Origin of the sequence: Albidovulum sediminicola, from assembly GCF_025751575.1 — a bacterium.
GTDB classification, from domain to species: Bacteria; Pseudomonadota; Alphaproteobacteria; order Rhodobacterales; family Rhodobacteraceae; genus Albidovulum; species Albidovulum sediminicola.
This window is the reverse complement of record NZ_JAOWLA010000003.1, coordinates 54513-74244: the sequence shown is the minus strand read 5'-3', so window position 1 is coordinate 74244 and position 19732 is coordinate 54513. Positions and strand designations below refer to the sequence as shown.

20 protein-coding genes are annotated in these 19732 nt (G+C 69.1%); 11 read left to right on the top strand and 9 right to left on the bottom strand.

All coding sequences use genetic code 11. The features are described from left to right. Window positions 1-14: 14 nt before the first annotated feature. On the top strand, window positions 15-1385 hold the full coding sequence (locus OE647_RS04100) for a glutamate--cysteine ligase (protein WP_263720392.1): 1371 nt from the start codon (window positions 15-17) through the stop codon (window positions 1383-1385). Between the two features lie 7 nt (window positions 1386-1392). Here the strand turns inward: OE647_RS04100 and OE647_RS04095 are convergent, their stop codons facing one another. The 4 genes from OE647_RS04095 to OE647_RS04080 form a co-directional block, all read right to left on the bottom strand. Then, the gene (locus tag OE647_RS04095; RefSeq protein WP_263720391.1) at window positions 1393-1800 is read right to left on the bottom strand and encodes a DUF805 domain-containing protein; all 408 of its coding nucleotides are present in this window, start codon (window positions 1798-1800) and stop codon (window positions 1393-1395) included. Window positions 1801-1879: 79 nt separating this feature from the next. Beyond that, entirely contained in the window at window positions 1880-2485 is a 606-nt protein-coding gene (plsY, locus tag OE647_RS04090; RefSeq protein ID WP_263720390.1) for a glycerol-3-phosphate 1-O-acyltransferase PlsY, read from the bottom strand. A 1-nt stretch (window position 2486) separates the two neighbouring features. After that, the gene (gene pyrC, locus OE647_RS04085; protein WP_263720389.1) at window positions 2487-3764 is read right to left on the bottom strand and encodes a dihydroorotase; all 1278 of its coding nucleotides are present in this window, start codon (window positions 3762-3764) and stop codon (window positions 2487-2489) included. 40 nt (window positions 3765-3804) lie between these two features. Continuing rightward, on the bottom strand, window positions 3805-4767 hold the full coding sequence (locus OE647_RS04080) for an aspartate carbamoyltransferase catalytic subunit (RefSeq protein ID WP_263720388.1): 963 nt from the start codon (window positions 4765-4767) through the stop codon (window positions 3805-3807). A 105-nt stretch (window positions 4768-4872) separates the two neighbouring features. Between OE647_RS04080 and OE647_RS04075 the strand changes: the two genes are divergently transcribed. The 4 genes from OE647_RS04075 (at window position 4873) to OE647_RS04060 (ending at window position 11065) form a co-directional block, all read left to right on the top strand. Further along, window positions 4873-5670, top strand: a complete 798-nt coding sequence (locus OE647_RS04075; RefSeq protein WP_263720622.1) for a uracil-DNA glycosylase — start codon at window positions 4873-4875, stop codon at window positions 5668-5670. Beyond that, window positions 5667-6209 carry a molybdenum cofactor biosynthesis protein B gene (moaB, locus tag OE647_RS04070; protein WP_263720387.1) on the top strand — a complete coding sequence of 181 codons (543 nt, stop codon included), beginning with the start codon at window positions 5667-5669 and terminating at the stop codon, window positions 6207-6209. The genes OE647_RS04075 and moaB overlap by 4 nt, the downstream gene beginning before the upstream one ends. An 82-nt stretch (window positions 6210-6291) precedes the next feature. Continuing rightward, the gene (locus tag OE647_RS04065; RefSeq protein ID WP_263720386.1) at window positions 6292-7728 is read left to right on the top strand and encodes an efflux RND transporter periplasmic adaptor subunit; all 1437 of its coding nucleotides are present in this window, start codon (window positions 6292-6294) and stop codon (window positions 7726-7728) included. A gap of 1 nt (window position 7729) precedes the next feature. Continuing rightward, window positions 7730-11065, top strand: coding sequence for an efflux RND transporter permease subunit (locus OE647_RS04060; RefSeq protein WP_263720385.1), 3336 nt, complete (start codon window positions 7730-7732; stop codon window positions 11063-11065). Here OE647_RS04060 and OE647_RS04055 read toward each other — a convergent pair. Next, window positions 11062-11868, bottom strand: a complete 807-nt coding sequence (locus OE647_RS04055; protein WP_263720384.1) for a protein-disulfide reductase DsbD domain-containing protein — start codon at window positions 11866-11868, stop codon at window positions 11062-11064. The genes OE647_RS04060 and OE647_RS04055 overlap by 4 nt on opposite strands. 124 nt (window positions 11869-11992) lie before the next feature. Here OE647_RS04055 and OE647_RS04050 point away from each other — a divergent pair, with 124 nt between their 5' ends. Next, entirely contained in the window at window positions 11993-12547 is a 555-nt protein-coding gene (locus OE647_RS04050; RefSeq protein WP_263720383.1) for a YqgE/AlgH family protein, read from the top strand. A gap of 2 nt (window positions 12548-12549) precedes the next feature. On the opposite strand, the gene OE647_RS04045 is transcribed toward OE647_RS04050, so the two are convergent. Together OE647_RS04045 and OE647_RS04040 are read right to left on the bottom strand one after the other, a co-directional pair. Further along, window positions 12550-12951, bottom strand: a complete 402-nt coding sequence (locus OE647_RS04045; protein ID WP_263720381.1) for an ACT domain-containing protein — start codon at window positions 12949-12951, stop codon at window positions 12550-12552. Beyond that, window positions 12948-13895, bottom strand: a complete 948-nt coding sequence (locus OE647_RS04040) for an L-threonylcarbamoyladenylate synthase (RefSeq protein WP_263720380.1) — start codon at window positions 13893-13895, stop codon at window positions 12948-12950. The genes OE647_RS04045 and OE647_RS04040 overlap by 4 nt, the downstream gene beginning before the upstream one ends. Before the next feature lie 128 nt (window positions 13896-14023). On the opposite strand from OE647_RS04040, the gene OE647_RS04035 reads away from it, so the two are divergent. The 5 genes from OE647_RS04035 (at window position 14024) to OE647_RS04015 (ending at window position 18063) form a co-directional block, all read left to right on the top strand. Further along, window positions 14024-15709: an acyl-CoA dehydrogenase gene (locus OE647_RS04035; protein ID WP_263720379.1), complete on the top strand. Its 1686-nt coding sequence runs from the start codon at window positions 14024-14026 to the stop codon at window positions 15707-15709. Continuing rightward, the gene (locus OE647_RS04030) at window positions 15706-16755 is read left to right on the top strand and encodes an MBL fold metallo-hydrolase (protein WP_263720378.1); all 1050 of its coding nucleotides are present in this window, start codon (window positions 15706-15708) and stop codon (window positions 16753-16755) included. Before OE647_RS04035 ends, OE647_RS04030 begins: the two co-directional genes overlap by 4 nt. Then, window positions 16752-17213, top strand: coding sequence for a DUF6173 family protein (locus OE647_RS04025; protein ID WP_263720621.1), 462 nt, complete (start codon window positions 16752-16754; stop codon window positions 17211-17213). The genes OE647_RS04030 and OE647_RS04025 overlap by 4 nt, the downstream gene beginning before the upstream one ends. 85 nt (window positions 17214-17298) lie before the next feature. After that, complete coding sequence (locus tag OE647_RS04020; protein WP_263720377.1) at window positions 17299-17433, top strand: aa3-type cytochrome c oxidase subunit IV; 135 nt, start codon at window positions 17299-17301, stop codon at window positions 17431-17433. Window positions 17434-17451: 18 nt separating this feature from the next. After that, on the top strand, window positions 17452-18063 hold the full coding sequence (locus OE647_RS04015) for a hypothetical protein (RefSeq protein ID WP_263720376.1): 612 nt from the start codon (window positions 17452-17454) through the stop codon (window positions 18061-18063). Between the two features lie 9 nt (window positions 18064-18072). Here OE647_RS04015 and OE647_RS04010 read toward each other — a convergent pair whose 3' ends face one another. After that, a complete protein-coding gene (locus OE647_RS04010; RefSeq protein ID WP_263720375.1) occupies window positions 18073-19107 on the bottom strand; it encodes a hypothetical protein in 1035 nt (344 codons plus the stop codon). 20 nt (window positions 19108-19127) lie between these two features. Then, window positions 19128-19598: a transcription elongation factor GreA gene (gene greA / locus OE647_RS04005; protein ID WP_263720374.1), complete on the bottom strand. Its 471-nt coding sequence runs from the start codon at window positions 19596-19598 to the stop codon at window positions 19128-19130. Window positions 19599-19732: the final 134 nt, after the last annotated feature.

The following is a 19732-nucleotide window of genomic DNA, read 5'->3' as shown; positions in this document are numbered from 1 at the left end:
GCGGAGCGCACCTGATGTCCATTCCCCAATCCGGCGGCGGCCCGATCGAACGGTTCGAGCAATTGGCCGAATACATGGCCTCGGGCGAGAAGCCCAAGGACGACTGGCGCATCGGGACCGAGCACGAGAAGTTCGGCTATTGCCGCGATACGCTGAAGCCCCTGCCCTATGACGGCCCGCGCTCGATCAGGGCGATGCTGGAGGGGCTGCGCGACCGCTTCGGCTGGGACCCGGTCCTGGAACAGGGCAACATCATCGGCCTGACGAAAGGCGGCGCCAACGTCTCGCTCGAACCCGGCGGCCAGCTGGAGCTTTCGGGCGCTCCGCTCGAAACCATCCACCAGACCTGCGACGAGGTGAACGAACACCTGCGCGAGGTGCACGAGATCGCCGACCGCATCGGCGCGCGCTTCATCGGGCTGGGCGCCGCGCCGGAATGGACGCATGAACAGATGCCGATGATGCCCAAGGGGCGCTATCGGCTGATGACTGACTACATGGGCCGCGTCGGCACCCATGGCACGCAGATGATGTACCGGACCTGCACGGTCCAGGTGAACCTCGACTACGCCTCCGAAGCCGACATGGTGCAGAAGATGCGCGTGGCGCTGAGCCTGCAGCCCGTCGCGACCGCGCTTTTCGCCAACTCCCCCTTCTTCGAGGGCAAGCCCAACGGCCACAAATCCTGGCGCAGCCGGATCTGGCGCAGCCTTGATGACGCGCGCACCGGGATGCTGCCATTCTTCTTCGAGGACGGCATGGGCTACCAGCGCTATGTCGATTATGTGCTCGATGTGCCGATGTATTTCGTCTACCGCGACGGGAACTACATCAACGCGCTGGGGCAGTCCTTCCGCGATTTCCTCAAGGGCGAACTGCCCGCGCTGCCGGGCGAAAAGCCGACGCTTTCGGATTGGGCGGATCACATGACCACCGTCTTCCCCGAGGCGCGGGTCAAGAAATACATCGAGATGCGGGGCGCCGACGGCGGGCCCTGGCGGCGTCTTTGCGCGCTGCCCGCGCTTTGGGTCGGCCTGCTGTACGACCAATCCGCGATGGATGCGGCCTGGGACCTTTGCAAGCACTGGAACGACGAAACACGCGAGGCGCTGCGCGTCGCGGCCTCCGTCGAAGGGCTTCAGGCCGAGGCGGGCGGCGTCAAGATGCACGATCTCGCGCGCGAGGTCGTCGCGATCGCTGAAGCCGGCCTGAAAGCGCGCTCGAAACCGGGTGCCGGTGGCATGGTCCCGGACGAGACGCATTTCCTCAACGCGCTTCAGGAAAGCGTGGAGACGGGCCGCGCCCCTGCCGACGAGCTTTTGGAGAAGTATCACGGCGAATGGGCGGGCGATCTAAGCCGCATCTACGCCGAATACAGCTACTGAGCGCGCCCTAGCGCCGGGGGACCTTGGGAAGCGAGCTTCGCGCGACCGGCATCCCCGGCGCGGGGCCATAGTCGTTATCCTGATCGTCGCCCCGCTGGGCCATGAACCAGACCAGCACGAGAAATCCCAGGAACGGGATGGCCAGCAACAACTGCCACCACCCGCTGCGCCCGGTGTCGTGCAACCGGCGCGCGCCCACCGCGAGGCTGGGCAGGATCGTGACGAGCGAAAAGATCGCGGACAGCGGCTGAAAATGCATCATCCGCATGCCGAACAGCGCGGTGTCGAGCACGCTCAGGACGATGTTGGCGATGAGCAGGAAGAGGACGAACCACCAGAACTCCGGCCGCGTGGCGCGGCCCCGGAACGAGGAATACTTGTTGAAACAGGTTCTGACCGCAGTCCAGAAATCCATAGAGCCCCTCCTTCGAATAGCGCGAGTGTCAGGCAGGCGGCCCGCTTTCGCAAGCCCCGCAAAGCCGCAGGGCCCACGCCTACTTGCGGCCGATCTTCGGCTCCTCGCCGGCGATGATCCGGGCAATGTTCGAGCGATGCCGCCAGAAGACCAGCACCGCGAGGATTGCGATCAGGATGACCAGGCTGCCATGACCCAGAAGCGGCGCCCAGAGCACGCAGAGCGCCGCCGCGACCAGCGCGCCCAGCGACGACCGCCGCGTGACGACCGCCGCCGTAAGCCAGGTCGCGCAGGCCGCAAGCCCCACGGGCCAGGCCAGCGCGATCACGGTGCCGAGGAAGGTCGCGACACCCTTGCCACCCTTGAACCCCAGCCACACCGGGTAAAGGTGGCCCAGGAAGGCTGAAAGGCCCGCCATCTGCGCCGCGTCCTCGCCCGCGAAGGCCCTTGCGATCAGCACCGCGACCGCGCCCTTGCCGCCGTCGAGGAGCAGCGTCGCCAGCGCGGCGGGTTTGCTGCCGGTGCGCAGCACGTTCGTCGCCCCGATATTGCCCGAGCCGATCTTGCGCACGTCGCCCAACCCCAGCGCGCGGGTGATCACCAGTCCGAAGGGGACCGAGCCCAGAAGGTAGCCCAGAAGCGCGGTCAGGATCAGGGCCGTGGCCCCGCTGGTCAGTTCCGGCATCTCACGCCTCCGCGTTGTAGACCTGTTTTCCGGCGACCCAGGTCGCCAGCACCCGGCCTTCCATCCTTTGCCCGTCGAAGGGCGTGTTCTTCGATTTCGAGCGCAGCTTGAAGCGGTCCAGGACGAAGGGCGTGTCGGGATCGAACAGCACCAGATCCGCCGGCGCGCCCGCAGCCAGTAGCCCCTGCGGCAGTCCGAGCCGCCGCGCGGGGTTCAGCGCCATCGCCCGGAAGAGCTGCGGCAGGCTGAGCTGCCCCGCGTGGTAAAGCCGCATCGCCGCCGGCAGGAAGGTCTCCAGCGCCACCGCGCCCGCCGCCGCGTCCTCATAGGGCAGGCGCTTGGATTCCTCGTCCTGGGGCGTGTGCATGGAACTGATGATGTCGATCACGCCCGCAGCCACCGCCTCGACGGTTGCCAGCCGGTCGTCCTCCGACCGCAGGGGCGGCTTGACCTTGAAGAAGGTCCGGTAATCGCCCACGTCGAATTCGTTCAGCGTCAGGTGATGGATCGAGGTTCCCGCCGTCACGTCGAAGCCGTTCCGCTTTGCGCGCTCCAGCGGCGGCAGGGCGCGGGCGGTGGTGATCTGGTCGAAGTGGTATTTGACGCCCGTCATCTCGACCAGGCCCATGTCGCGGTCAAACCCGATCCGCTCGGCCATCGGGCTGACACCCGGTAGCCCACGCAAGCTGGCGAACTTGCCCGAGGTCGTGGCCGCGCCCTTCGACAGCCCCGGCTCCTGCGGATGGCCCATCACCAGCGCGCCAAGCGACCTGGCGTAAGTCAGCGCGCGGGAAAGCACCTTGGTATCCGTCGCGACATGGTCGCAATCGGTAAAGGCGATGGCGCCGGCGTCCAGCAGGAAGCCGATCTCCGTCATCTCGCGCCCCTCACGGCCCTTGGTGAGCGCGGCCATGTGGCGAATGCGCACGGGCGAGGCCTCGGCCGCGCGGCGGGTCACGAATTCCAGCGTTTCGGGCGTGTCGATGGTGGGGTGGGTGTCGGGCCGGGCGATGATCGTCGTGACGCCCCCCGCGGCGGCGGCAAGGCCGGCGGAGCGGAACGATTCCTTGTGCCGCTCACCCGGCTCCCCGATCTTGACGCCGAGGTCAACGATCCCGGGGGCGAGGCAGCGGCCGCCGCAGTCGACGACGGCCGCGCCCTCGGGGGTCGCGACATCGCCGGTTGCGACGATGCGGCCGTTTTCGATCAGCAGGCTGCCGGGGGTGTCCGTCAACGCCTCCGGATCGATCAGGCGGGCATTGGTGAGAAGTGTCGTCATTGTCATCCCGTCTGCCTGTTTCCGCCGGCCGCCCCGTCCATCACACCATCACCCCCACGGCCTGGCGCCCGCGCTCGGCCCTGAGGTTGCGCGCCAAGAGGTCCATGCAGGCCATGCGGACGGCCACGCCCATCTCCACCTGGTCCTGGATGACCGATCGGTTGATGTCGTCGGCCAGTTCGCCGTCGATCTCCACGCCCCGGTTCATGGGGCCGGGGTGCATGACGATGGCGTCCTCTTTCGCGTGGGCGAGCTTTTCCGCGTCGAGCCCGTAGCGGTGGTAGTATTCGCGTTCGGAGGGGATGAAGCCGCCGTCCATCCGTTCCTTCTGAAGGCGCAGCATCATCACCACGTCGGCATCCTTCAGCCCTTCGCGCATGTCCTCGTAGACCTCGCAGCCCAGCTCGCCCACGCCCGAGGGCATCAGCGTCGGCGGGCCGATGAGCCGCACGCGGTTTTCCATCTTGCCAAGCAGAATCAGGTTCGATCGCGCGACGCGGCTATGGGCGATGTCGCCACAGATGGCGACCGTCAGGCGCTGGATGCGGCCCTTGGCGCGGCGGATCGTCAGCGCGTCCAGAAGCGCCTGGGTCGGGTGTTCGTGCCGCCCGTCGCCCGCGTTCAGGACCGCGCATTTCACCTTCTGCGCCAGCAGGTCCACCGCGCCCGAGGCCGGATGCCGCACCACCAGCAGATCGGGGTGCATCGCGTTCAAGGTCAGCGCCGTGTCGATCAGCGTTTCGCCCTTCTTCACCGACGAATGCGCGACCGACATGTTCATCACGTCCGCGCCCAACCGCTTGCCCGCAAGCTCGAACGAGGCTTGCGTGCGTGTCGATGCCTCGAAGAACATGTTGATCTGCGTCATGCCGGCCAGCGCGTCGGAATGCTTCACCGTGCGCCGGTTCAGATCGACATAGGTTTCCGCCAGGTCGAGGACGGACCGAATCTCTTCCGGGGCCAAGTGCTCGATCCCCAGAAGATGCCGCGCGCGGAATGTCATCAGGGCCTCCGATCCGTTTCAGGGGCTTATGGCAAATGGACGCGATTGGGGCAACGGCGAATACGTGCCTTGTGGTCGGAAGGGCGGACGCCTAGCTTGACGCGCATGGAAACGAGCCTTGCCCAGATGGATTTTGCGACCGCCCGCGCGCTTTATGAGTGGCAGGTGGAGCTTGGCGCCGACGAGCCCGTCGGCGACCTGCCCGTGGATCGCTATGAGGCCGAGGCACCCCCGCCCACGCCCCGCGCGGCACCCGCGTCTGCGGTGCCCGACGCATCCGCCGCACCTCGGGGCGCCGATCCGGTCGCCGTCGCGGCCGCGGCGGCCGCGCGCGCCAGCACGCTTGAGGAACTGGCGGCGATCCAGGCCGCCTATGAGCTTTGCGAGCTGAAGAAGGGCGCGCGCAACTTCGTCTTCGCCGACGGCAACCCCGAAGCCCGCGTCATGATCATCGGAGAGGCGCCGGGCCGGGACGAGGACATCGAGGGAAGGCCCTTCGTCGGCCGCGCGGGCCAGCTTCTGGACCGGATGTTCGCCGCGATCGGGCTGGCGCGCACGGCCCATCACCGGGACGAGGCGCTTTATATCACCAACGTCATGCCCTGGCGCCCGCCGCAGAACCGCGAGCCGGAGGCGACCGAGATCGCGATGATGCTGCCCTTCCTTGAGCGCCATGTGGCGCTGGCAAACCCGGACCTGGTCGTCCTGATGGGCAACACGCCCTGCGCGGCGGCCCTGGGCAAGCGCGGCATCCTCAGGCTTCGGGGGCACTGGGCCGAGGCCCTCGGCAGGCCCGCGCTTCCGATGACCCATCCAGCCTACCTGCTGCGCAACCCGGCCGCCAAGCGCGAGGCCTGGGCGGACCTCCTGGAGATCAAGGCAAGGCTGAAGGACCCGACATGAGCCGCATCGACGAAACCAAGGACTTCATCCCGGTCAGGATCGCCGTGCTGACGGTTTCGGACACCCGCGGCCTCTCTGAAGACCGGTCGGGCGACACGCTGGTCGCGCGCATCGCGGAGGCTGGGCATGTGCTTGCGGCCCGCCACATCGTGCGCGACGAACGGGCCGAGATCGCGGACAAGCTGCGCGCCTGGTGCGCCGATCCGGGCATCGACGTGATCATCTCCACCGGCGGCACCGGGCTGACGGGGCGCGACGTGACGGTCGAGGCCCACCGCGATGTCTACGAGAAGGAGATCGAGGCCTTCGCCACCGTCTTCACCATCGCCTCCATGCAGAAGATCGGCACCTCCGCCGTGCAAAGCCGGGCGACGGGCGGGGTGGCGATGGGCACCTACCTCTTCGCTCTGCCCGGCAGCCCCGGCGCCTGCAAGGACGCCTGGGACGAGATCCTGAAATGGCAGTTGGATTACCGCCACCGCCCCTGCAACTTCGTCGAGATCATGCCGAGGCTCGACGAGCACCTGCGCCGCAAGTAACGCCCGCGTGCGCTGATCGCTTTGCGCTTGGAGCCGGGGGGGCGCGGCGCTAGGCTTTTACGGTCCGGACAAGAGAGAGCCCATGCGCTTCGTGCTTCGCAGCCTTCTGGGACTGGTGCATCTTGCCGCCGCCGTCGCGCTGCTGGCGATGGCAGGCCTTTGGCTGCGCGACGCGATGGAGGCGCGGCAGGCGGCCCCCGGCCCCGCCGAGGGCGCGCGGGAACGCGTCTTTGCCGCGAATGTGCTCCGGCTTGAGCCGCAGACGATCGCGCCCTTCCTGACGGCCTATGGCACGATCCGCAGCCGCCGCACGCTGGAACTGCGGGCCGCCGCCGAGGGAACGATCGTCGACATTCACCCGAATTTCCTTGAGGGCGGCGCGGTCGCGGCGGGCGATGTCCTTCTGCGCCTCGATCCCCGCGACGCGGAGGCCGCGCGCGATCTTGCCGAAGCCGACCTCGCCTCCGCCCGGCTGGAGCGGGGGGAGGCGGAGCGGGCGCTGGTGTTGGCCCGCGACGACCTCGCTGCCGCCGAGGTTCAGGCGGATCTGCGCAACCAGGCGTTAACGCGGCTCGAAGATCTTGCCACCCGCGGCCTTGGCACGGCGGCCGATCGCGAAGCGGCGGCGCTGGCTGCCTCCTCGGCCGCGCAGGGGGTGCTGACCCGCCGCCAGGCGCTGGCGGAAGCGGAGGCGCGGCTCGACCGCGCGGCATCTTCCGTCGCCCGGGCGGAGATCACGCTGGCCGAGGCCGAACGCCGCGTGGCCGATACCGTTCTGAGCGGCGAATTTGCCGGGGTGCTCTCGGGCGTGGGTGCGGTCCGGGGCGGCCTGGTCAGCCGCAACGAAAAGCTGGGCGACCTTATCGACCCAAGCGCGCTGGAAGTGTCCTTCCGCATCTCCTCGGCGGAGTTTTCGCGGCTTCTGGACGAGGACGGCGCGCTGCGGGCGCTTCCGGTCCAGGCGACCTCTGGCCAGGCGGAGGCCCGGGGCCGGCTCGACCGCGCCGCGGCGTCCGTGGCAGTGGGCGAAAGCGGCCGGCTCGTCTTTGCCGCGCTGGAACGGGCCGAAGGGCTGCGCCCCGGCGATTTCGTCGCCCTCACGATCACGGAACCAGCGCTTCAGGCCGTGGCGATGATCCCCGCCGCCGCGCTTGGCCCCGACGGCTCGGTGCTGCTGGTGGGCGCCGAGGACCGGCTTGAAACCGGGCGGGTCACCGTCCTGCGCCGGCAGGGCGACGCGGTGATCGTGGCGCCCGGAAACCTCGCCGGGCGCGAGATCGTGGCCGGCCGCTCGCCGCTTCTGGGCCCGGGCATCCGCATCCGCCCGGTTCGCGAAGGCGCCCCGGAAGAGGCCAGCCTGATCCCTCTGGCGCCCGAACGCCGCGCCGCCCTCGTGGCGCTGGTCGAGGCGAACGAGCGCATGCCCGCGGCGGCCAAGGCCCGTGTCCTTGCCGAACTGGGGCAGGACCTCGTCCCGGCCGCGACCGTGCAGCGGATCGAAGCGCGGAACGGGGGCTAGGATGGCCCGGCGCGGCGAGGGGCTGGCGGGCGGCATCCTGTCCTACTTCACCCGCCACGCGACGGCGGCAAACCTGGTTCTGGTCTGCGTGATGATGGCGGGGCTGGCCGCCATCCCGAAGATGCGGACGCAGTATTTCCCCGATGTCGTGGTGCCGGAGGTCGATGTCACCGTCGCCTGGCCCGGCGCGGGGGCGGCGGACGCGGACCGGGGCATCGTCGAACTGATGGAACCCGCGCTGCGCGCGGTTGAGGGGGTGGAACACGCCAGCTCCGTCGCCAGCGAGGGGCGCGCCAGCATCGAGCTGGCCTTCGAGCCGGGCTGGGACATCGCGCGCGGGCTTTCGGATGTGGAGGCTGCCGTCGCCGCCATCACCACACTGCCGGAAGAGGCGGAAACACCTGAGGTCCGGCGCGGTTCCTGGCGCGACCGGGTGACCGATGTCGTCATCTCCGGCCCGGTCGCGGTCGAGCAGCTGGGCCGCTTCGCCGATGAATTCGTGGCCCAGCTTTTCGCTGCCGGGATCACGCGGGCGACGGTCCAGGGCCTTGCCGATCCGGAGATCACGGTCGAGGTGCCGATGGCATCGCTTCTGCGCCACGACCTGACGCTGGAGGAGATCGCCCGCACCATCGCCGCCGAAGCCGCCACCCGGCCCGCGGGCGAGATCGAGGGCGCCAACACCCGGCTGCGCACCGGAACCGAGCGCCGGGCGCCCGACGCGCTGGCCGCGATCGTGCTGCGGGGGGCGGCGGACGGGACCACGCTTCGCCTTGGCGATGTCGCCCGCATCGTGGAACAGCCCGCCGACCGGTCCCGCGCCTATTTCGCCGGAACCAATCCCGCCGTCGTCATCAGGGTCGATCGCTCCGCGGCGGGCGATGCGATCGGCATCCAGGCCGCCGTCGAGACCGTCGCCGAGGCGCTGCGCCCGACCTTGCCCCAGGGGGTGACGGTCGATCTGGTCCGCACCCGGTCAGCCGACATTTCCGCGCGCCTTTCGATCCTGGTCGGCAACGGAGCGATGGGATTGGGCCTCGTGCTCGTCTTCCTGTTCCTGTTCCTCCATGCGCGCACCGCGTTCTGGGTGGCGGCGGGCATCCCCGCCGCGATGCTGGCGGCGGTGGCCTTCATGTATGCCGCGGGCCTCACGCTCAACATGATCTCGCTCTTTGCGCTGATCCTCACGCTCGGCATCGTGGTCGATGACGCCATCGTCGTGGGCGAACATGCCGATTACCGCGCGCGCCGTCTGGGCGAGCCGCCCTTGGTCGCGGCCGAAACCGCCGTCACCCGCATGGCGGCGCCGGTCTTTTCCTCCACCATCACCACGGTCATCGCCTTCCTCGGACTCACGGCGATCAGCGGCACCTTCGGGCGCCTGATCGGGGACATCCCGCTGACCGTGACTGCCGTCCTTGCCGCCTCGTTGCTTGAGGCGTTCCTGATCCTGCCCAACCACATGGCCAACGCCCTTGCGCATGTCGGCGAGGGGCGCTGGTACGACTGGCCCAGCCGGCAGGTGAACCGCGGTTTCGGCTGGCTGCGCGACCGGGCGGTCCGCCCCCTGATCCGCGCCGCCCTGGCGATGCGCTACGCGGTCCTCGCGGGCGCGATCGCGCTGCTGGCCTTCGAGGTGGGGCTGTTCCTGCGCGGCGACATCCCGTGGCGCTTCTTCAACTCGCCGGAACGGGGGGCGGTCTCGGGCAACTTCTCGATGCTGCCGGACGCGCGGCGGGATGACACGCTGGCCTTCGCCTACGCGCTGGAGGAGGCCACCGAAAAGGTCGCCCGCGATTACGAGGCGAAATACGGGGCCTACCCGGTGCGCCATGTCCTGGCCGAGGTGGGCGCCAGTTCCGGCCGCTATTTCGGCGCCAACGAAACCCGCGACCCCGACCTTCTTGGGGGCATCTCGATCGAGCTGATCGACGCCGACCTGCGCCCCTGGTCAAGCTTCCAGTTCCTCGCCGACCTGCAAGAGGCCGCCCCGGCTCACCCGTTGCTGGAAGAGCTGTCCTTCCGAGGCGCCCGCTTTGGCCCGGCCGCGGACGCGCTGACGGTGGAGCTTTCGGGCGCCTCGGCGGAGGTGCTAAAGACCGCCGCCGAGGCACTGAAGGCACGGCTTGCGCGGTACCCCGAGGTATCAGCGCTCGAAGACAGCCTGCCGCATGACAAGGATGAACTGGTGCTGGACCTGACGCCGCAAGGCCAGGCGCTGGGGTTCCGGACAGAGGACGTGGGGCGCGAACTGCGCGCGCGGCTGTCGGGGATCGAGGCGGCGACCTTCCCCTCGGGCGCGCGTTCCGCCGCCATCCGGGTGGAGATGCCGAAGGCGGATCTGAGGGCGGATTTCCTCGACCATACGCTCCTCAGGGCGCCGGGCGGGGCCTATGTGCCGCTCGCCGATATCGTCACCGTGTCGGTCAAGGGCGGCTTTTCCTCGATCCGGCGCGAGGACGGGCGCGCGGTGGTCTCCGTCACCGGCGATCTCGCTGATGACAACCCCGCACAGGCCGCCGCATTCCTTGACGAGGTCCGCGACAGCCTGCTGCCCGAACTGGCCCAGGAATACGACATCGGCTTCAAGCTGACCGGGCTGAGCGAGGACGAGGGGCGGTTTCTGTCCGACGCGCTTCTGGGCCTGGCCGCGGCGCTGGCGGGGATCTACGCCGTTCTGGCCTGGATCTTCGCAAGCTGGTGGCGTCCGATCGTGGTCATGGCGGTCATTCCCTTCGGCCTGATCGGCGCGCTGCACGGGCACTGGACCTGGGACGTTCCGCTTTCGATGTTCTCGGTGGTGGGGATGATCGGCATGGCCGGGATCATCGTCAACGACGCCATCGTGCTTGTCGTCGCGGTGGATGAGGGCGCGCGTACCCGCGCCCTTGGCCCCGCCATCGTGGAGGCCGTCGCAGGCCGCCTGCGCGCGGTCTTCCTGACCACTGCAACGACTGTCGCGGGGCTCGCGCCCCTGCTCTACGAGACATCGAAGCAGGCGCAGTTCCTCAAGCCCACGGTGATCACGCTCTGCTACGGGCTCGGGTTCGGGATGGTGCTGGTGCTGGTCGTGGTGCCCGTGTTCCTGGCCATTCAGGCCGATATCGCAGGCCAGGTCCGGGCGTTCAGGCGCGCGCTGCGGGCGGGACAACGCTCCGGTCGGCTGCGGCTCCTGCTGGCCGCGCTTGCGGCCGCTGCGGGTGCGGCGGTCGTGGCGCTGGTCGCGATCACTGGCGCCAACCCCGGGCCGCTCGCCCTCGGCATCGCCCTTGCCGCGCTGGTTCTGGCCGCAGGCCTCGCGACGGCACTTGCGGCGCGGGGGCGCGGCAAGTCCTAACCGGTGCAGCCGATCTGTTGCACCGCGCGGCCGGGTGACAGCACCGTGACCACCACCGATGACCGGTCGAGCGCGAAGGGCCGCGCGTTGGGCGGGATCAGGTCGGCGACGGAAACCAGCCTGCCGCCCTCGCGCCGGGTCTCCGCCGGGGAGACCCAGATGTCGCCCGCGCCCGCCTCCAGCACCGCGATCTCCTCGCCGCCAAGCGGCGGCATGGTGAGCGTTGCGGTAAGCCGCAGCCCGTCCCGGATCGGCTCCACCGCGCATTGAAAGCCGGTCAGCCCCGCGGTCTTGGCGGGCACGGGCCCCGCATCGAGGGCACGGGCGATGCGCTTGTCCGGCCCGCCCTTCGACAACTCTCCGGCGATGCGGAAGGCGACGGGCACGCAGATCTCCTCACAGATGCCAAGCTCGACATCGGCCGATGCAAGGATCGGCTGGCCGGGGTCCTGGGGCCGGATCTCGATCGGCAGGACCAGCTCGCCGTGGAAGCCGAAGGTCGTGTAGCCGCTCAGTTCAAAGACCTCGGGCGCCGGCCAGTGATAGGTGACGGAGGCGACATTCCGCGAGCCCGACCAGTCAAAGATCGGGGGAATGCCCGCCTCGCCCGGCGCGCGCCAGTAGGTCTTCCACCCCTCCTTGAGGGTCAGGTGAAGGGCCGCCATGCGCGTGCCCTCGGGCGTTTGCCAGCCCGGCAGAAGCTCCGCCGCATAAAGATCCTCGGGAACGGCCTGGGCGGCGACCGCCCCCGCCAAGGCCACGCAGGCGGTCGTGACCGCCAGATATCCTGCAACTCTTTTCATCGTAGACAATCTAGGCATCCCGTGCGGGAAGGAGAAGTCAACTTTCCGCCAACGCCGCGCGAGATTGTCGCGGGTGTCTTGTCAGAAAGCGCAACTGGCGCAATCTTTGGGGCAGGAGGTCACCATGAACCTGAGCGGCAAGATGCTTATCGCGATGCCCGGCATGGGCGATCCACGATTTGATCGCAGCGTCGTCTTCATGTGCGCCCATTCGGGCGAAGGCGCGATGGGGCTGATCGTGAACAAACCCGCGACCGACCTGCGCTTCGCGGACCTGCTGCGGCAGTTGCACATTCCGACAACGCCCCGGTCGCGCGACATCCGCGTACATTTCGGCGGGCCGGTCGAAAACAGCCGCGGCTTCGTTCTGCATTCGGGCGACTACCAAAGCGACGCGGCGACGCTGAGCGTTGACGACCGCTTCGGCATGACCGCGACGCTCGATATCCTTGAGGCCTTCGCCCAAGGAGCGGGGCCCCGGCAGTCGATCCTCGCCTTCGGGTATTCCGGCTGGGGACCCGGCCAGCTGGAGGACGAGATCCTGCGGAACGGTTGGCTGACCTGCGACGCGACGCCGGAGCTTCTGTTTTCCGAGGACAACGCGGGCAAGTGGGAGGTCGCGCTGCGCTCGCTCGGCGTCGATCCGCTTCTGCTGTCGTCGGCGGCGGGACGGGCCTGAACCTAGGCGCCCCGCGACAATGCGGTCAGGCAGGCCATCGCGTCCTGCCGACGGTCCCAATCGGTCAGGATGTGGTCGTGGTGGAGCCCCGCGATCACATTCGCCCCAAGCCCCGCATCGGCCAGCGCCCGCGCGAAGGCGGCCGTCAGGCCCACGGCCTCCAGGTCCGAATGCACGCTCAGAGAGATACAGGCAAAGCCCGCGCGATGCGCGATACCATGGCGGCGCAGGGCGCGAACCGGGGCGATGACGGTCAGCCCCTCGGCCTCCCGCACGGTCGCGAAGGGGGTAAGGCCCGGGGGCATCCCCCCCCGGCCGGGGATCAGCCCGTAGCCGAATTCCTCGGGGCGCAGCGTCGGCTCCATCCCGGCCAGCATCCGCGCCAGATCGGTTTCGCCCCTCATGGCCGGGGCGCCGCCGCCCGGCGCAGGCGGTCGTTGATCGCGCGGCCCAGCCCCGTTTCGGGGATGGGCGAGACGGCAATGCGCCGCCCACCCGCCGCCGCGTCCGCCCGGCGGAGGTCGTGGAACAGGTTCGCCGCCGCCTCGACCAGGTCTCCGGACTCGGAAAGGTTGATGTCGGCCGCCCTCGCCTCGGGTCCGAAACCCAGCCAGAATTCCCCCGGCTCGGGCGCGGTCACCCCCAGCCGCACGGCCGAGGCCGGCGCGTAATGGGACAGAAGCTGGCCGGGCGCACTGGGCCGCGCCGCATCGCCGCCGGCGGCAAGCGGATGGCCGAGGCAGGCCTCCAGCGCCTCCGCCGGGATGCCGCCTGGGCGCAGAAGCGCCGCGCCGTCCACCAGCCCAAGGATCGTTGATTCGACCCCGACCGCGCAGGCGCCGCCGTCCACGACCGCCGCGATACGCCCCGCCAGCCCGTCGATCACATGCTGCGCGCGGGTCGGGCTGACCCGGCCAGACGGGTTGGCCGAGGGTGCGGCGACCGGCCCGCCGAAGGCCGTCAGAAGTGCACGCGCCACCGGATGCGCCGGGACCCGGACCGCCACGCTGTCGAGCCCTGCCGTGACCAGCGGCGACAGCCCCGCCTCGGGCCGAAGCGGCAGCACCAGCGTCAGGGGGCCGGGCCAGAAGGCCGATGCCACCCGCTCCGCCCGATCGTCGAAGACCGCGAAGCGCCGCGCCGCCTCCACGTCGGGGACATGGACGATCAGCGGGTTGAAACGCGGGCGGCCCTTCGCCTCGAAGATCCGCGCGACCGCGTGGTCGGACCGGGCGTTGCCACCCAGGCCATAAACCGTCTCGGTCGGGAAGGCCACGAGAGCGCCCCCCCGCAAGAGGTCGGCCGCCGCCGTCAGGCCCTGGGCATCGGGGGTCAGAACTTGCGTCACCGGACACTCCGCCTTGTGCCGTGACGCAGCGTTCAGGTTGCCCCCAACCTGACCTCACGTCACCATGTCTCAAGCCCGAAACACATACGCGCGGTGGCACGCCTTGCCAAGCCGCGCCGGAGGATCTTATGCCCTATCGCGCGCCTGCGGACGAAATCCGCTTCATCCTGGACAAGATCGTGCCGATCGCCCCGGTCGCGGCCACCGAGCGTTTCGCCGAGGCGACCCCGGACCTGATCGACGCCATGCTGGGCGAGGCCGCGCGGCTCTGCGACGAGGTCGTGGCCCCCTTGAACCGTCCCGGCGACCTGACCCCGGCACGCCTGGAAAACGGCGTCGTGCGCAGTACGCCAGGTTATGCGGAGGCCTATGCGAAGATCGCCGAGGGCGGGTGGATCGGGACCGCGGCCCCGGTCGAATATGGCGGCATGGGCCTGCCGCAGACACTGAACATGGCCGTGCAGGAAATGATGTCGGGCGCTTGCATCTCGCTCCAGCTTTGCCCGCTTCTGACGCAAGGCCAGATCGAGGCGCTGGAACATCACGCAAGCGATGCGATCCGTGACCTCTACCTGCCCAAGCTGATTTCGGGGGAATGGTCGGGGACCATGAACCTGACCGAGCCGCAGGCGGGCTCGGACGTGGGGGCGGTGCGCACCAAGGCGGAGCCGCGGGGCGACGGCACCTATGCGATCACCGGGCAGAAGATCTTCATCACCTGGGGCGATTGCGATTTCGTCGGCAATGTCTGCCACCTGGTCCTGGCGCGGCTGCCCGATGCGCCCGCCGGTACGCGCGGCATTAGCCTGTTCATGGTGCCGAAGCTTCTGCTCGACGCGGACGGCAACCCTGGCGCGGCCAATACGCTGCGCGTGGTCAGCCTCGAACACAAGCTCGGCATCCACGGCTCGCCCACCTGCGTCATGGCCTTCGAGGGGGCGACGGGCTGGATGGTGGGTGAGCCCCACAAGGGCATGGCGGCGATGTTCACCATGATGAACAACGCCCGGCTCGGCGTCGGCATGCAGGGCATCGGCCTGGCGGAGGCCGCCTGCCAGAAGGCCGCCGAATATGCCCGCGACCGCGCGCAGATGGGCCAGATCCTCGGCCACCCCGACGTGCGGCGGATGCTTGCCACCATGCGGGCCGAGACCTTTGCGGCACGCGCCATCGGGCTTGCCTGCGCCGTCGCGCTCGACATGGCGCGGGCCACGGGGGCGAAGGAATGGGCCGATCGCGCCGCCTTCCTGACCCCCATCGCCAAGGCCTATGGCACCGATACGGGCATCCGGGTTGCCGAAACCGGCGTGCAGATCCACGGCGGCATGGGCTTCATCGAGGAAACCGGCGCCGCGCAATACTACCGCGACGTGCGGATCACCGCGATCTACGAGGGCACGAACGGCATCCAGGCCATGGACCTCGTCGGCCGCAAGCTGGCCGATGGCGGCGACGCCGCCTTCCGGGTCCTGGAGGAGGTCGAGACCGCCGCCGAGGCCACGCGCGCCACCTGCCCCGACCTGACGGAGGCCGTCTGGTCCGCCGCCGAAACGCTCCGCGAAGCGACCGAGTGGATGCTGGCCCAGGAACCGCGCGACCGCTTCGCGGGCGCGGTCCCCTACCTGCGCGCCTTCGCACTCGTCCTGGGGGCGCATTATCACCTCAAGGCCGCGCTCGTGGGCGGCGCCCGCCGCGCCCTGGCCGAGGTCTTCATCCGCCGCATCCTGCCACAGCACACCGCCCTTCTGGCCGAGGCGCGCGAAGGGGCCGGTGCGCTTTACGCCCTGGCGGACGGGGACCTGGTCGGCGAATGAGCCCCGCCCCCAAAGCCAGCGAGGGCATCCGCTACCCGTTCGACATACCCCCGGCCGAGGGGACGGCGCAGGAGGTCGCGCCCGGCATCCTCTGGCTTCGCCTGCCGCTGCCGATGGCGCTCGATCACGTCAATATCTACGCGCTCGATGAAGGCGACGGCTGGACGGTCATCGACACCGGGCTCGACACCCGCCGGGCGCGCGGGCTGTGGGAACGCCTGATCGCCGGCCCGCTGGCCGGCCGGCCCGTGCGCCGCGTGATCGTGACCCACTATCACCCCGATCACATCGGCCTTGCCGGTTGGTTCCAGTCGCGGGGGGCCGAACTTGTCACGACGCGGACATCGTGGCTCTTCGCGCGGATGCTGACGCTCGACGAACACCCCCTTCCGGCCGCCGAGACGCTGGCCTTCTGGAAGGCCGCCGGCATGGCTCCCGACCTTCTGGCCCGGCGCGCGGCGGAGCGGCCGTTCAATTTCTGCGATGTCGTAGCGCCGCTGCCGCTGGGCTACACCCGGCTGCGCGATGGCGACCGGATCACGATGGGCGGGCGCGACTGGATGGTCCGCACCGGCGACGGCCACGCCCCGGAGCACGCGACCTTCTGGAGCCTGTCGGACAATCTGGTGCTGGGCGGCGATCAGCTTCTGCCCTCGATCTCCGCCAATCTCGGGGTCTACGCGACCGAGCCCGGCGCCGACCCCGTGGCCGAGTGGATCGCCAGCGCCAAACACTTTGCGCCGTTCGCCCGTCCCGACCAGCTGGTCCTGCCCGGCCACAAGCTGCCCTTCACTGGTTTGCCGCTGCGCCTCACCCAGATGATCGACAATCACCTGGGCGCGCTGTCGCGGCTTGAGGCGCATCTGGCAAGCCCGCGCACCGCCGCCGAATGCTTTGCCCCCCTGTTCAAGCGCGACATCGGCGAGGGGGAATACGGCCTCGCCCTGGTTGAAGCCGTCGCCCATCTGAACCATCTTCTGAAGGCTGGCCGCGTCGCGCGGCATATGGACGAAGAGGGGGTATGGCGATGGAGACTGACCGGCTGAGCGGAGAGATCCAGACTGCCGCCGAGGCGCACGAGGCCTCCGCCCTGCCCTGCGCGCGCGTGGTCCACACTGCGCCCGACGCCCCCCGCACGGCCGAGCTTGAACCGCTTCCCGAAGGTCTCACCGAGGAGTCGATCGAGGAAAAGAGTCCCGCCGAATGGGCCTATGAGCGTCTGATCCTCTATATCCAGAACTTCGAGGAGCAGCTGGACGACGAACACGAGGTCGCCATGGGCTTTACCGGCGGCGAGGCGGGGGTGATGCGGATCGAGGGCATCGGCTTCTTCGCCCCCGACATCGTGACCTTCTATGGCCGTGACGAGGACGAGGCGCGCACCCAGCTGATCCAGCATGTCAGCCAGTTGAACGTCATGCTGCGCGCCCTTCCCAAGGCCCCCGAGGTCGAGGAGCCGCGCCGCATCGGCTTCCGCCTGGCGGCTGATCTGCATCGAAAGTGACAGCTCCGTGAAATTCGCGGGGGGCGGGCGTGACAGTGCCGATTGAATCGGCTATTCGGACCGAAACGTCAGGAGGACTACGCACATGGCCGAACACAAGCACGGCAGCATGGACATCAAGAGCCACGAAAAGACCTTTGCGGGTTTCATCCAGTTCTCCACCTGGGTGGCGGGCATCGCGATCGGTATCCTGATCTTCATGGCGCTCGCCAACGCCTGATCGCTGACCGAACGCACGATGCGCCGCCAGATCATCGCCCTGATCTTGCCCGTCTTTCTGGCGGCCTGTGGCGCTGAGCCCGTCTGGGCGCCCGATGAAGCCGTGGCGCGCGCGCGCTACGTTTCGCCCGAGGAGCCCTCGATCACGCTTTTCACCGTGGTGCGCAAGAAGGGCGGCGAGGGCGAGCATTCCGGCCTGATGATCAACGGCAGCCAGCGCGTGCTGTTCGATCCCGCCGGAACCTGGCACCATTCGCTGGTCCCCGAGCGCAACGACCTCTTCTACGGCATCACGCCGCGGATGAAGGCGTTCTACATCGACTACCACGCGCGCGAAACCTATGACGTCATTGAGCAGCGCGTGCCGGTCAGCGCAGAGGTGGCCGAGCTTGCGGTCCGCAAGGCCGAGGCCTATGGCGCAGTCAACAAGGCCTTCTGCGGCAATTCCGTCAGCGACATCCTGCGCGACCTGCCGGGGTTCGAGGCGATCCCGCGCAGCTTCTTCCCCAACAAGATCATGAAGAACTTCGCCAAGCTTCCCGGCGTGACCGAGAAGACCCACCATGACGGCGACCCGGACAACAATCACGGGATTCTGCTGATACAGAAGGAATCCACCGCGGGCGAATGACGCCCCGGCTCAGTCGAAGACGCCCGCGACGCGCCCCAGCAGCATGAAGGCGCGCGCGGTCCGGGTCTCAGCCAGCGCCACCAGGTCGGCATCGCTTGCCGTTTTCTCGAACTCCGCCAGGGTCTTGTCGAACTGCCGCATGAAGTGATGCGCCGCATCGCGGAAGATCGTGTCCTTGCGCATCCGGCTGGCGCTAAGCGCCAGGCTCGACCGGTCGCGGACACCGCCAAGCCCGGCCATCGTCCGGCCGCGCTCGCCTTGCGCGAAACGCCGCCACAGCTCGGGCCGGGCGCGATCCGGCTTCAGGTCGTCCATGTAGATGCCGTCCTGGCTGAGCAGGGTCAGGACATCCTGGGCCGCGCGGACGATCCGCGACACTTGGTGATCGCCCAGCGCGCGGCGCAGCGCGCGGAACCCTTCGGTATCCTCCGGCCCGTCGGGGAAGTTGAGCGCCTTGATCATATCGGCGGTCGAAACCGGTGCGGCGGCGGCCTCCGGCGGCGTGCCGAGTGCAAGGCCCGGCTGCTCGGCCAGGCCCACCCCGGTCGCCACCTCGGCCGGGCTGGCCGGGGCCGTCGGGGCGGCGGCGGGGCTGGCCACCGCGGCCTCGCGGATGGAGACGAACTTCGCCATTGCCTGCTCGGCGTTGCGCGCGGCCTCGGCGATCTCGTCCAGGCGCTTTTCGACGATCGGATTGGTGTGGGCGGCCTGCGCCTGATGGGCATGCGCCTCGCGCATCGCCTCCAGCGCCTCATGCAGGCGCCGCGCTTCCTCGCGCAGCATGCGGGTCGTGCGGAAGGCGAGCGCCGCCAGCCAGATCAGCGCGACCGGCAGCACGACCGCAACGAGGACCATCGCCGTCTGCGCAGCCCCCCCGCCGCCGCCAGCGCGCGCGAACAGCCAGCCGAAGACCGCCAGCCACAGGAGGCTCAGCACGAAGGCGATGATGTCGGACGCAGCTACGCCCTGACCCGACAGGGCCCGGCGATACGACCCGGGTCCTGCCCCGGCGTCGCCCTTCTGCTCCGGCTTCTGGTCCGGCATCGCGGCCCCTCGGATCGTCTTCAGATGTAGCGGACGGCCACGACTTCGTAGCTTTTCTCGCCGCCGGGGGTGCGCACCTCGACGCTGTCGCCCTCGTCCTTGCCGATCAGGGCGCGCGCGAGCGGCGACTTGATGTTCAAGAGCCCGCGCTCAATGTCGGCCTCGGGCTCGCCCACGATCTGGTAGGTGCGCTCCTCGTCGGTGTCCTCGTCGACCAGCGTCACGGTCGCGCCGAACTTCACCGTACCGGAAAGGCGGGTGGGATCGATGACCTCGGCCAGCGACAGGATCGCCTCAAGCTCCTTGATGCGGCCTTCGACGAAGCTCTGGCGTTCGCGCGCGGCATGGTATTCCGCGTTTTCCGAAAGGTCGCCGTGTTCGCGCGCCTCGGCGATCGCCCGGATCACCGCCGGACGCTCCACCGACTTGAGAGCCTTGAGTTCTTCGTCAAGCGCGGCATGTCCCGCGCGGGTCATCGGTATCTTTTCCATACTGCCCGTCGTTCGTTTCGGGGTGCTGCCCGTTCAGGCCCGTGTAAATCCGCGTTGCGACCGTAAAGTCAAGCGGGAGGCCGCCGCAAGGGGCGGCGGCATGCCCATGCCGAAAGAAAGTTTCGATATGGGCG